We start from the raw sequence: 12,509 nt of genomic DNA, 5'->3' as shown, positions 1-12,509 counted from the left end.
TCACCTCGGCTGATCGAGCGGCTGCATGAGCATGTCCGCGATGCGTTCCCTGGTCAGCCGTTCGGCTCGGGAGGCGTGCTGGGTCAGGTAGAGGGCGTTGAGGAGCTGGTCGGTGGCGATCACCTCGCCGGGCTCGCGGTTCAGGAAGCGCCGGACGAGTTCCTGCTCCCCCTCCCCCGCCGCGGCCTCGGTCCCGAGGTGGGCGGCGATCATGGCGCCGACCTGCTCCTCGCCGGGCGCCTCCAGTTCCAGCCGGATGCAGCGGCGCAACAGGGCGGCGGGGAAGTCCCGTTCGCCGTTGGAGGTGAGCACGATGAAGGGGAAGGTGGAGCAGCGGATGCGGCCGCCGACGACCGCGACCTTGCGCCCGTCGTCGCTGAGCACCTCGACGGCCGGTTCCCGGTCGGCGATCCGCTCCAGCTCGGGGATGGCGAACTCGCCCTCCTCCAGGGCGTTCAGGAGGTCGTTCGGCAGGTCCAGGTCGCTCTTGTCGAGCTCGTCGATGAGCAGGACCCGGGGCTGCGCGGAGGGGAGCAGGGCGGTGCCCAGCGGTCCGAGCCGGATGTACGAGCCGATGCCGGCCGGGGCCGCGGCGGCGGAACCGGGCGATCCGGCCTGGGCGCGCTCCAGTTGGACGTCCTGGAGCCGGCCGATGGCGTCGTACCGGTAGAGGCCGTCCTGGAGCGTCGAGCGGCTGACGATCGGCCACCGCAGCACCCGTCCGAGGCCCAGTTCGTGGGCGACGGCGTGGGCGAGGGTGGACTTGCCGGTGCCGGGGTTGCCGGTGACGAGCAGCGGACGCCGCAGGTAGAGCGCGGCGTTGACGGCGTCGGTCTCGGCGGGCCTGGGGTGGTGGTTCTGGACGAGCCTGCGGCGCACGCCGAGCCGCCGGTCGGACCCGGCCAGGGTGTCGTCGGCGCCGCCGGCCGAGAAGTCGCGCCAGGGCGGTGGGGCGGGCAGTCGGCTTATCTCGTCGTGCGGAAGACCGGCACCACGGTAGATCCGCCAATCGTTCACGAGGGACTCCTCCTGGCTGTGGTGTCGGTGCCGGGCCCGTCGACCGTACCGCCCGGGGGCGGCGCCTGCCGACGCGGTAACCGGACGGATCGCGGGGGCGTCGTCCCGGTGGCCGCTGGGGTCACAACTCCCCCTCCCCGAGCAGGGGCGGGGCCTCCAGGCGCCCGCCGTGCGGCGGCCGGTCGGGCGGGTCGAGCAGGACGGCGACGGTCTCGGCCCAGGCGAGGTCCGCCCGGTCCGGAGCGCGGGTGCGCAGGGAGCGGATCGGATGGCCCAGGCCCTCGGCCGTCATCGCCTTCGCGAGGAGCCGCTCGGCGCCCTCGTGGAACTCCGCGCAGTCGGCGTGGTCGTGGGCCCCGGTGCGCCAGAGGGCGAGCGGGTGTCCGGCGGCCAGCGCCGCGTTCATCGCCATGAGCCCGTCGCCGGTGCCCACCGCGCCGCAGTACACGGGGACGGTGCCGCCCTCGGCCTCGCGGAGCCGGTCGTACGTCTCCGCCCAGGTCTCCCGGCGCACCCGCGGGGTGTGCGCGTCCCGGCCGGCGCCGGGCACCTCGGCGCGCAGCGGGGCCGCCTCCAGCGGGCCGCGCCGCGCCGCCTCCCAGCGTTCGCGCCACTCGGGGGCCGGCTCGTGGTCGTGGCGGCGGGCGTCGCGGATGACCACGATCCTGCGCTGGCCGAGCGTGGTGGCCCAGGGGTCGTCGTCCCCGTGGGGCGGTTCGAGCCGCCAGGTGTCGAGGGGTTCGTCGAAGAGCTCGCGCGGCAGGACCGCCTCGACGCCCGCCAGGTGCGTGCCGTTGTCGCCGCGCCGCAGGGCGTCCGCGAGCGGTTCGCGGAGGGTCTCCCTCAGCCGGGCCCGCTCGACGCCCCGGTCGTCGCAGTGGAGCGGGCTGACGGTGTGTCCGTCGAGGAGGAGCTTGACCCGCCACGGGTAGCGCCGTCCCCAGCGGGGGGTGTCGATCTCCAGGAGGACGTCGGCACGCGCGCGGGGCTCGCGCACGGAGAGGGGCGCCGGCCGGCCCGGGGTGAGGAGCCGGTCGATCTCGCGCCGCAGATGGCGGTCGGCGTCGCCCGACTCCTCGACGATCCACCGGTGCAGGCCCGTGGTGTCGGCCCGGTCGCCGTACCGCTCGGCGACGTGCCGGGCGACATGGGCCGCGTACAGGAGCAGGGCGTCCAGGTCGAGGTCCCGCGCGTTGTCCCGGCGGGGGACGCGCAGGCCGCGGAGCAGTCCGGCGCCCTCGCTCCAGGTGCGCGGGTCGCTCTCCAGGGCGTCCGGCAGGCCGTCGTCCCTGATCCACGCCTTGACCTGGTCGGTCAGGCGCATGATCTCGCCGGGGGCGGTGGGCGCGGGCAGCCGGGCGAGGTGCCCGTGGAGCCGGGTGCGCAGGGCGGGTCCGACGCCCCGGCCGCCGGGCAGCAGCAGCTGTTCGCGGGTCCAGTCGGGCCGGTCGTCCAGCGAGAGGTAGCGGTCGAGGTGGTAGCGGTCGTGGGCGCGCAGCGCCTCGCCCATGGCCTCGCCGCCGGGGAGGTCGTGCAGTGCGCGCAGGGCGGTGACGGGCACGACGGCGCCCCCGTCGGGGCCGCGTCCCTTGCTGACGCCGACGACCGCTCCCTGGGTCTGGTCGACGACGGGGCCGCCGGAGCAGCCCGGGACGGGCTTGACCCCGTCGGTGACGAGGGCCCGGCCGTCGCTGCCGTTCAGGGTGCCGTGGACGTGCCGTACGCCGAGTTCGCCGGTCTCCCGCGACCAGCCGTGCAGGCTGACCGCCGCGGGCCAGACCGCGGGCCGGTCGCCCAGGCGCACGCAGGACGCCTTCCGCGCGCCCGGCACGCGGACGAGCGCGAGGTCGGGAAGGCCCCAGGGGTCGGACGGCCGGTCGTCGGGGTGGGCCGGGCGGGGCAGCGCGAGCACGACGGTGCCGGTGGTCTCCCGGGTGATCGCGCCGTCCTCCCACACGATGCCGACGGCCGGCTCGCTCCTCCACACCGCGCTTCCCCCCTCGGCCACCACATGGGCGCAGGTCAGCACCCAGCCGGGGGCGATGAAGAACCCGGTGCCCCAGTACCGGTCGCCGTGCGGGTCATACCCGCCGCCGGGGTCGCCGATGCGCACGAGCGCGGGGCGCACGAGCGCGCTGAAGGCGCTCATGCGCGGCCATCGGCCGCCGGGCTCCCGTGCGGGTCTCTCGCGGGGGCGGGGTCAGGGGTTCGCGCGGGCCTCGGGACGGGGGCGGGGTCCGTTGCGGCGACCGGCTCCGGTCCGGCGTGCTCCGTTGTCGCGGCGGGCCCCGGTCCGGGGGCGGGCGCCGTTGCCGCGGAAGGCTCCGGTCCGGGGGCGGGTGCGGGTGCGGGCGCGGGCGCGGGTCCGGGCTCGGTCCAGGTGAGGGAGACGTTCACGGACGCCTTGCCCGCACCGTCCGCGAGGACCCCGATCACCTTGCCCGACTGGGCGGACAGTTCGATGCCGAAGCTGACGGCGACCTCCACCGGGCCCTGCGGGTCGAGGCCGGCGCGCAGCGAGCCGACCACCCCGCGCACGACGTCCGTGAGCCCACCGGCCATCGAGACCACCCGGTCCCGGACACCGGTGTCCTGGAACCCGCCGCCCCTGCCCAGCTCCTCCGCGTCGCTGACGCGGGCCCAGACGGGCGTCCCGTCGTCCAGTCGAATCCGAGCGATCCCGTGTGCCACAGCGGCCCCCCGCTCCCCGAAACGATGATGAGGAAGGCTAGTCGGTGCCGCTGACGGGCGACAGGGGACGTGAGGGGCACGGCCTATCCTGATCCCATGTACTTCACCGACCGTGGCATCGAGGAACTGGAGAAGCGGCGCGGCGAGGAGGAGGTCACCTTCGAGTGGCTCGCCGAGCAGCTGCGGACCTTCGTCGATCTCAACCCCGACTTCGAGGTGCCGGTCGAGCGCCTCGCGACCTGGCTGGCCCGTCTGGACGACGACGAGGACGACGACGAGTAGCCGAGCCGGTCGGGGGCCGGGCGGCCCCCGACCCGCCGCGGTCGGTGCCGGGCCTGGTCACCCCTCCCGCAGCCGGTCGTAGGCGAGGCCCAGCACCCCGTGCGCGACGAGCAGCGCCCCGGCCGTCGCCCAGCCGCCGCTGCGGCGGGCGATGCCCCAGACGAGCAGCGGAGCTCCGGCCGCGAGCTGGACGCCGCTGAGGGCGCGGGCCCTGGGGCCGCGCAGGTACGGGCCCAGGGGGCCCTCCTCCACCGCTTCGAGCTCGGCGAGCACGGCGTCGCGCCAGCCGGGCCATTCGAGCTGCTCGGCGCCCTGCGCCAGTGCCACGGAGCGGAGCCGGTCGGCGTTCTCACCGGGGACGAGGCCGGTCGGCAGGGCGAGACCGGCACGGGTGAGGACGGCGACGACGCCGAGGAGCCGGCTGTCGGCGTCGGCGTCCGGGTCGACCTTGGTGAGCGGCTCCAGGGCCTGCACGTCCAGGACCGGGTCGAGGCCGAGCCGGGCGGCGAAGGTGCGCATGGCCTCGTCCTCGCCGACGGGCGTGCCGTCCGCGAGCCAGGTGTAGCCGACGGTGCGGCGGAAACCCGAGGCGAGCGTGAGCCCGGCCCGGTCGCGGTCCCACCACAGCGCGACGACGGGCCAGGTGGCGGCGGAGACCGCGAGCGCGGTGGCCCAGCCGGTGACGACCTGTTCGACCGGCTCCCCGCCGTGCAGCCACGGCTTCCCCTCCGGTACGAGCACGCTCCACTCGGGGCCCGCGGGGGCGAGGAGCAGCTGTTCCCTGAGCAGTCGGGCCGGCGGGCGCACCGCCTCGGGATCGGCACGGCAGAGCAGCAGCGCCCCGACGGGGCTGGGTCCGGATGTCGCGTTCATGGCCCTACGCTAGGCCAATTTGTCCGCGTATGAGGGTAATTGAACCCACCCTGTCAGGGGCGAATCAGGGTTGACTTCGCCCGACCGCGATATATCGTGTCTATCGAGAAACACGATATGTTGCGTTGCCGAAACGGGAGGTCAGCACCATGACAGAGTGGTCCGTCACCGAGCCGACGAAACTCGCGCCGGCCGACCCCGTCACACGCCTCCAGGTCCGCATCGTCAACGGCGCGGTGAACGTGGTGGGGACGGACGAGGACTCCGCCCGGGTGGAGATCTCCGAGATCGAGGGCCCGCCCCTGATCGTGTCCCAGGACGGCTCGACGCTGACCGTGAGCTACGAGGACCTGCACTGGAAGAGCATCCTCAAGTGGTTCGACCGCAAGGGGTACCGCCGCCGGGCCGTCGTCTCCGTCGCCGTCCCCGCGGGCGTCGACGTCGAGGTCGGAGTGGTCGGCGCCGAGGCCGTCGTCTCCGGCATCCGGGGCCGTACGGAGGTCCGCGGCGTCACCGGCGACACCACGCTGCTCGGGCTCTCGGGCCCGGTCCGCGCCGAGAGCGTCTCCGGCAACCTGGAGGCCCAGTCGGTGACGGGCGCCCTGCGGGCCAACTCCGTGACGGGCGACGTGACCGTGATCGAGGGCGCGGGCGCCTCCGTGAAGGCCGACACGGTCAGCGGTGACATGGTCATCGACCTCGACCCCGCCGAACTCGACGGACCCCCCGCGGACATCCGGCTCACCAGCGTCTCCGGCGAGGTCGCCATCCGCCTCCCGCATCCGGCCGACGCCCGCGTCGAGGCGAGCACCACCAGCGGCTCCGTGTCGAACGCCTTCGAGGACCTCCGCGTGGGAGGCCAATGGGGCGCCAAGTCCATCACCGGCACCCTCGGCGAGGGCCGGGGCACGCTCAAGGCCACCACCGTCTCCGGCTCCATCGCCCTGCTCCGCCGTCCCGAACCCGACGAGGACGCTGCCACCCCCTCCCCCGCCTCCCCCGCGACCGGAAAGGTGCTCTGACATGCCGCCCGTCTTCGCCCACGGCCGCCTCCGCCTCTACCTGCTCAAACTGCTCGACGAGGCCCCGCGCCACGGCTACGAGGTGATCCGCCTCCTGGAGGAGCGCTTCCATGGGCTGTACGCACCCTCGGCCGGCACGGTCTACCCGCGGCTCGCCAAGCTGGAGGCCGAGGGCCTCGTCACCCACGCCAGCGAGGGCGGCCGCAAGGTGTACTCGATCACCGACGCGGGCCGCGCCGAACTGGCCGGACGCGACGCCGAGCTGGAGGACCTGGAGCGGGAGATCCGCGAGTCGGTGTCGGAGCTGGCGGCGGAGATCCGCGACGACGTGCGCGGCGCCGCAGGCCGGGTGCGCAGCGAGATGCGCGCGGCGGCGGGGCGGACCCGGACGACGGAGTCCTCCACCTTCGCCGAGGCCAAGGAGGAGCTGCGCCGGGTCGGACAGGAGTGGAAGGAGCAGGCCCGCGAGGCCCGCGCGGAGGCCCGGTCGGCGCGCCGCCAGGCCAAGGAGTTCCAGCGCATCGCCCAGCAGGTGCAGGAAGAGGTCGAGGACCACTTCGCGCGGGGCGACTGGCCGAAGGGCGTCTGGGAGGGCCTCTCGGGCATCACCGCCCAGCTCGGCGGCCTGGTCGCCGGCACGACCCACCCCAAGGCCGCCGCCGCGCAGGAGCCGCCGTTCGCGACGGCCCCGGTCGGCGACGCGCCGGAGTGGGCACGGGAGTCCGAACCCTCAACCGACCCCGCCCGCGACCTCGACCGCCTCCTCGACCGCTTCCGCGACGAGATCCGCGACGCCGCCCGCGACCACGGCGTGACCCAGGAACAGCTGGCCGACACCCGCCACCACCTCTCCACCGCGGCCCTCCACATCACCGCCCTGCTCCGCCCCCACCCCAAGCCCTGACCCCGCCCACCGACCCGCCCCACCGACCCGAACCGACCCACTGACCCGACCCACTGACCCGACCGAACCCGACCGAAAGCGGGCCGCTGCCGCCGCCGACCCGCGACGGCACGCGGTGGGTGCCAACCGCGGACGGACCGCAGTTGCCTCAGACTCGACCCGGCGCCGAGCGGACCCGACCGGGGCCGGACCAAGGCCGGACCGGGCCCCGACCCGGGCCCGACCGGGCACCGAGCGGCTGTCGGCCGGGGCGGCGGGGGTGGCGGAGGGGTCAGCGGCGGGTGGCCGTGACGGTGACGGGGGTGGAGGGGGCGGCGAGGATCCAGGCGCGGCCGGGGGCCTTGCGGAGCACGAGGGCGCCGCGGGCCGTCACGTTCCAGGCGCCGGGCGGGAGGGAGAGTTCGGTGACGCGGGAGCCGCGGCGGCCGGCGGAGTCGTACGACAGGCGGTAGACGCCGTTCGCCGGGTCGTAGGCGCTGGAGCGGACCGTGCCGGCGACGGCCTCGGCGTAGGGCTCGGCGGTCAGCTCCTTGTTCGCGCGGAAGGCGCCGGTGCCGTCCACGGCGCAGTAGCCGCCGCCGTAGCACCAGACGTAACCGGCCCAGCCGGAGGTGTAGCGGCCGAGCGAGGCCATCGCGTCACGGTAGAAGCGGTTCATCTGCGGAAGGGAGTTGTTGAGCGGTCCCCACTCCCCCACCAGCACGGGCACCTGGTACTGCCGCGGGTAGAGGGTGACGGCCTGCTCGTAGCTCTCGATCCAGCCGGCCGCGGGGTCGTAGTCGGCGCCGGCCTCCATGCCCGTGTTGTAGAAGTGCGGGGCGTAGACGACCTTGGGGTCGTCGATGCGCCCGAGCCCGGTGGGCACGCCCTCGCCGACGATCGGGGTGGGCTCGACGAACACCCAGGCGTCGCGGTCGGCCGACCGGACCGCGTCGGCGAGGCGGTTGTACATCGGGGTGAGCTGGTCGCGCTCGATGCGCCGCGCCGCGGTCGGGAGGTCCTCGCCCTCGCGGAGTTCGCCCATCGGCTCGTTGATGAGGTCGTAGCCGAGGACGGCGGGGTGGCCGTCGAAGCGGTCGGCGAGCACCCGCCACATGCGGGCCTGGGCGCGTCGGAGGTCCTCGTCCTCGTAGAGGTGGGTGAAGGCGCGCTGGACGGCGGGCTCGAAGTACTCGGAGAACCAGTCGTCCGGGTGCGGGGTGAAGGGCAGCCCGTCGGTCCTGGTCGCCCAGGCGGGCACGCCGCGGTGGCCGAAGGCGGGGCCGAAGACGTCCTGGTGGGCGTCGAGGACCACCTTCACGTCGTATCTGTCGGCCCAGTCCAGGATCCGTTCGATCCGCCGGAGGTAGTCCTGGCTGTAGCGGCCGGGGCGCGGCTCAAGGTCGTCCCAGAAGACGAGCAGGCGGGCGAGGTTGAAGCCCTTGGCCCGCATGTCGCGGAAGTGCTTCTCGGTGATCGCGGAGAGGGCGGCGTCGCCGCGGTTGGCCTTGTCCTCGACGTTCCAGCCGCGCAGGGTGAGCGCGCGGCCGTGGGCGTCGGTGAGGGCGGGTATCCCGCCGCCCCCGCCGCCCGCGGCCTCGGCCTCTACCCGGGCGCCGGGTGACGTGTCCGCCGCCCTGGCGGCTTGCGGCGTGTCCGCCCGGGCGGCGGTCGGGGCGAGCAGCGCGGCGACCGCGAGGGCGGCGGCCAGGGCGGTGCGCAGTACGGCAGGGGTGGTTCGCAGCAAGGAAGACCTCCGGCACAAGGATGTGAGCGTTGTTCACCTTTCGCGTGCCGGAGATCCCATCAGCTGTACTGACGAGTCATCAAGAGGTCGTCAGGACGATCTTTCCGAAGAGCTCGCCGGTGGCCATCCGCTCGAAGCCCTCCCGCGCCCGGTCCAGCGGCAGCACGTCGTCGATGACGGGCCGCACGCCGGTCGCGGCGCAGAAGGACAGCAGGTCCTCCAGCTCGTCCTTGGAGCCCATCGTGGAGCCGACGACCTTGAGCTCCAGGAAGAAGATCCGGGTGAGCTCGGCGTGCGCGGGCCGGTCGCCGCTCGTGGCGCCGGAGATGACGAGCGTGCCGCCCGGCCGCAGCGACTTCACCGAATGGGACCAGGTGGCGGCGCCGACGGTCTCGATGACCGCGTCCACCCGCTGCGGGAGCCGCGCCCCCGGCTCGTACGCCTCGACGGCGCCGAGCTCGACGGCCCGCTTGCGCTTGGCCTCGTCGCGGCTGGTGGCGAAGACCCGCAGGCCGGCCGCCTTGCCGAGGGCGATCGCGGCGGTGGCCACGCCGCCGCCGGCGCCCTGGACGAGGACCGAGTCGCCGGGCCGCACCCCGGCGTTGGTGAAGAGCATGCGGTAGGCGGTCAGCCAGGCGGTGGGCAGGCAGGCGGCCTCCTCGAAGGAGAGCTCCTTCGGCTTGGGCAGCACGTTCCAGCGCGGCACGGTGACCCGCTCGGCGAAGGTGCCCTGGTAGCGCTCCGTGAGGATGGACCGGGGCTCGTCCGGGCCGACGCCGTGGCCGGACTGGCCGATCACGGAGTGCAGGACGACCTCGTTGCCGTCCTCGTCGATGCCCGCGGCATCGCAGCCGAGGATCATCGGCAGCCTCTCCTCGGGCAGCCCCACGCCACGCAGCGACCAGAGGTCGTGGTGGTTCAGCGAGGCCGCCTTCACGGTCACGGTGGTCCAACCCGGCCGCACCTCGGGTTCGGGGCGTTCGCCCAACTCAAGGCCGTTCAGCGGCTGGTCACGGTCGATTCGGGCAGCGTAGGCAGCGAACATGGCCCCGACCCTAGGGGCCCGCGGGCGGGCGGGGAACCAGCCCCCGGTGTGACCCGTGTCGCGCCGCGGCCGGGGGTCCGCCGGGGACGCGGAAGGGCCCCGTCCCGGCGTGCGGAACGGGGCCCTTCCCCTGGCCCGGGGCGTACCGGCCGGCGTGCGTAGCGGTCACGTCGGCCGGACGCCCCCGGCACCGTGTCAGCGGCGCGCGACACCCTCGGCGCGGGCGGCGGCGGCGACGGCGGTCGCGACGGCCGGGGCGACCCGCTCGTCGAACGGCGACGGGATCACGCAGTCGGCGGCGAGCTGGTCACCGACGACGTCCGCGATGGCGTTCGCCGCGGCGATCTTCATGCCCTCGGTGATCCGGGAGGCCCGGACCTGGAGCGCGCCCGCGAAGATGCCGGGGAACGCCAGGACGTTGTTGATCTGGTTCGGGTAGTCCGAACGGCCGGTCGCCACGACGGCCGCGTACTTGTGCGCGACGTCGGGGTGGACCTCGGGGTTCGGGTTGGCCATGGCGAACACGAAGGCGTTCGGGGCCATGGAGGCGACGGCCTCCTCGGGGACCGTGCCGCCGGAGACGCCGATGAAGACGTCGGCGCCGGCGAGGGCGGTCTCCAGGGTGCCGCTCAGGCCCGCCTTGTTGGTGAGCTCGGCGATCTCGCGCTTGACGTCGGTGAGGTCCGCGCGGTCCCGGCTGACGATGCCCTTGCGGTCGGCGACGGCCACGTCGCCGAGGCCGGCCTCCAGGAGGAACTTGGCGATGGCCACGCCGGCCGCGCCCGCTCCGGAGATGACGCCGCGCAGTTCGCCGAGGGTCCGGCCGGTCAGCTTCGCCGCGTTGCGCAGGGCCGCGAGGGTGACGATCGCGGTGCCGTGCTGGTCGTCGTGGAAGACCGGGATGTCGAGGCGCTCCTGGAGCCTGCGCTCGATCTCGAAGCACCGGGGGGCCGAGATGTCCTCCAGGTTCACGCCGCCGAAGGACGGGGCGAGCCGGACGACGGTCTCGACGATCTCGTCGGTGTCGGTGGTGGCGAGGGCGATCGGGACCGCGTCCACGCCGCCGAACTGCTTGAAGAGGATGGCCTTCCCCTCCATGACCGGGAGGGATGCCTCCGGGCCGATGTCGCCGAGGCCGAGCACGGCCGTCCCGTCGGTCACGACCGCGACGACGTTGGACTTCCAGGTGTAGTCGTTGACCAGCTCGGGCTGCTCGGCGATCGCGGTGCACACCTTGGCGACGCCGGGCGTGTACGCGAGGGACAGGTCGTCCTTGTCCCGGACCGGCACGGTGGCCTGCACGGCCATCTTGCCGCCCCGGTGGAGGGCGAAGACAGCGTCGAAGAACTCCTCGGGAGCTGCTTCGGTACCGCTGTCATTGCGAGGATTGACGATCTCCGCTGCCATTGGGTTGACCCCTTAAGTCTTCTTCATTTGAGGGTGGCCGCTCCTGGTTGAGGAGGGGTGGGGAGGCACCGCGGCCGCCTTGTCGGGCAGCCGCTCGGGCGCGCCGCACAACGCGCCCTGAGCCCCGGATGAGGGGTGTAAGGATCCTTCTTACCGGACGGACGGCACCGCAGACGAGTCCATAACCGCTCGGTGACGCGACTCATACCGAGCGCATCCGGACACGGACGGAGAACGACACGTCACCCGATGTCCCGATAGATGCAGACCCCACCCGAATGGCCGCCTTCCACTCGTCCGAATGGCGAGATGAACCGGAGATTCTTCGGTGACGGGGAAGGGATGCCGGAGAAGGTCCGGCCTTGATGTACCGGCCTGTCGCAATTCGGGGGTCACCCGTTACCCGATTTTGACATCACTGGCCGTCGGTTTGAGGCGGTCCGAATGGCAAGATGCCGTAATCACACGAGGTCGCGGCGCTCGAAGACGCGTACGTGACCTACTGGCAACTCCCTCAACGCCGGAGGAACCCGACCATGACCGCACGCTCCACGCGCTGTACGACCGTCGCCAAGACCCGCACCTCCCGTCTTGCCGCGGTCGCCGCCATCGCGGTCGCCGGCTCGATGCTGCTGACCGCCTGTGGCGACCAGACCGAGGGCGGCTCGACGCCCGAGGGCGGCACGAAGTCCGGCGCGGCCTCCACGGCCCCGCTCTTCGCCAAGCTGCCGGCGGACATCCAGAAGGCCGGCGTCATCAAGGTCGGCACGGACGCCACCTACGCCCCGATGGAGTTCAAGCAGGGCTCGACGATCGTCGGTGTCGACCCCGACATCGCCGCGGCGCTCTCCAAGCAGCTCGGCGTGACGTTCCAGTTCGAGAGCGGCACCTTCGACACGCTGCTCACGGCCCTGCCGACCGGCCGCACCGACATCGTCATGTCCTCGATGACGGACACCAAGGCCCGCCAGGAGGGTCTGGACGACAAGGGCCAGAAGACCGGCACCGGTGTCGACTTCGTCGACTACTTCACCGCCTCCACCGGCATCCTGGTGAAGAAGGGCAACCCCGAGAACATCAAGTCGCTCGACGACCTGTGCGGCAAGAAGCTCGCGGTCCAGCGCGGCACCACGTACGAGCAGGCCGCCAAGGACCAGGCCGAGAAGTGCAAGAAGGACGGCAAGCCGGCCCTCACCTTCGAGTCCTTCCCGACCGACGCCGAGGCCCAGACCCGCGTCAAGGCGGGCGGCGCCGTCGCCGACCTGAACGACTCCCCGGTCGCCGCGTACATCGCGCAGACCGCGGGTGGCGGCAACGACTTCGAGGCCATCGCCAACAAGACCGACGCCGGTCTCTTCGGCATCGCCGTCGACAAGAAGAACACCCAGCTCCGTGATGCACTGAAGGAAGCCCTGGACGCCGCCATCAAGGACGGCTCCTACAAGGCCGCCCTCGACAAGTGGAACGCGGGCGACGGCGCGATCCCCGCGGCCAAGATCAACGGCGGCTCCTGACTTCCCGGCACCACTGAAGGGCAGTCGT

General features: G+C 73.5%; 11 protein-coding genes. 4 read left to right on the top strand and 7 right to left on the bottom strand.

The window, feature by feature from the left end; all coding sequences use genetic code 11:
* The 3 genes from AB0424_RS20875 to AB0424_RS20865 all read right to left on the bottom strand — a co-directional run bounded on the left by AB0424_RS20875 (nt 1) and on the right by AB0424_RS20865 (nt 3,708).
* The gene (locus AB0424_RS20875; RefSeq protein ID WP_366307503.1) at nt 1-1,017 is read right to left on the bottom strand and encodes a MoxR family ATPase; all 1,017 of its coding nucleotides are present in this window, start codon (nt 1,015-1,017) and stop codon (nt 1-3) included.
* 121 nt (nt 1,018-1,138) lie between these two features.
* Nucleotides 1,139-3,166, bottom strand: coding sequence for a trypsin-like peptidase domain-containing protein (locus AB0424_RS20870; protein ID WP_366307501.1), 2,028 nt, complete (start codon nt 3,164-3,166; stop codon nt 1,139-1,141).
* Nucleotides 3,163-3,708 carry a CU044_2847 family protein gene (locus AB0424_RS20865; protein WP_366307499.1) on the bottom strand — a complete coding sequence of 182 codons (546 nt, stop codon included), beginning with the start codon at nt 3,706-3,708 and terminating at the stop codon, nt 3,163-3,165. The genes AB0424_RS20870 and AB0424_RS20865 overlap by 4 nt, the downstream gene beginning before the upstream one ends.
* Nucleotides 3,709-3,804: 96 nt before the next feature.
* Between AB0424_RS20865 and AB0424_RS20860 the strand changes: the two genes are divergently transcribed.
* Complete coding sequence (locus AB0424_RS20860) at nt 3,805-3,990, top strand: DUF6104 family protein (protein ID WP_024761804.1); 186 nt, start codon at nt 3,805-3,807, stop codon at nt 3,988-3,990.
* Between the two features lie 57 nt (nt 3,991-4,047).
* Here AB0424_RS20860 and AB0424_RS20855 read toward each other — a convergent pair whose 3' ends face one another.
* Entirely contained in the window at nt 4,048-4,863 is an 816-nt protein-coding gene (locus tag AB0424_RS20855; RefSeq protein WP_366307496.1) for a hypothetical protein, read from the bottom strand.
* A 149-nt stretch (nt 4,864-5,012) separates the two neighbouring features.
* On the opposite strand from AB0424_RS20855, the gene AB0424_RS20850 reads away from it, so the two are divergent.
* Together AB0424_RS20850 and AB0424_RS20845 are read left to right on the top strand one after the other, a co-directional pair.
* Entirely contained in the window at nt 5,013-5,885 is an 873-nt protein-coding gene (locus AB0424_RS20850) for a DUF4097 family beta strand repeat-containing protein (protein ID WP_366307494.1), read from the top strand.
* 1 nt (nt 5,886) lies between these two features.
* Nucleotides 5,887-6,789: a PadR family transcriptional regulator gene (locus AB0424_RS20845; protein ID WP_366307492.1), complete on the top strand. Its 903-nt coding sequence runs from the start codon at nt 5,887-5,889 to the stop codon at nt 6,787-6,789.
* Nucleotides 6,790-7,060: 271 nt separating this feature from the next.
* On the opposite strand, the gene AB0424_RS20840 is transcribed toward AB0424_RS20845, so the two are convergent.
* The 3 genes from AB0424_RS20840 to AB0424_RS20830 all read right to left on the bottom strand — a co-directional run bounded on the left by AB0424_RS20840 (nt 7,061) and on the right by AB0424_RS20830 (nt 10,967).
* A complete protein-coding gene (locus AB0424_RS20840; protein ID WP_366307737.1) occupies nt 7,061-8,512 on the bottom strand; it encodes a cellulase family glycosylhydrolase in 1,452 nt (483 codons plus the stop codon).
* 82 nt (nt 8,513-8,594) lie between these two features.
* Nucleotides 8,595-9,560, bottom strand: a complete 966-nt coding sequence (locus tag AB0424_RS20835) for a zinc-binding dehydrogenase (RefSeq protein ID WP_366307490.1) — start codon at nt 9,558-9,560, stop codon at nt 8,595-8,597.
* A gap of 195 nt (nt 9,561-9,755) precedes the next feature.
* Nucleotides 9,756-10,967: an NADP-dependent malic enzyme gene (locus tag AB0424_RS20830; RefSeq protein WP_366307488.1), complete on the bottom strand. Its 1,212-nt coding sequence runs from the start codon at nt 10,965-10,967 to the stop codon at nt 9,756-9,758.
* Between the two features lie 536 nt (nt 10,968-11,503).
* Between AB0424_RS20830 and AB0424_RS20825 the strand changes: the two genes are divergently transcribed.
* Nucleotides 11,504-12,481, top strand: coding sequence for an ABC transporter substrate-binding protein (locus AB0424_RS20825; protein WP_366307486.1), 978 nt, complete (start codon nt 11,504-11,506; stop codon nt 12,479-12,481).
* Nucleotides 12,482-12,509 lie beyond the last annotated feature (28 nt).

The organism is Streptomyces sp. NPDC051180, assembly GCF_040689545.1.
Lineage (GTDB): Bacteria > Actinomycetota > Actinomycetes > Streptomycetales > Streptomycetaceae > Streptomyces.
This window is presented reverse-complemented; position numbering and strand designations above follow the sequence as displayed.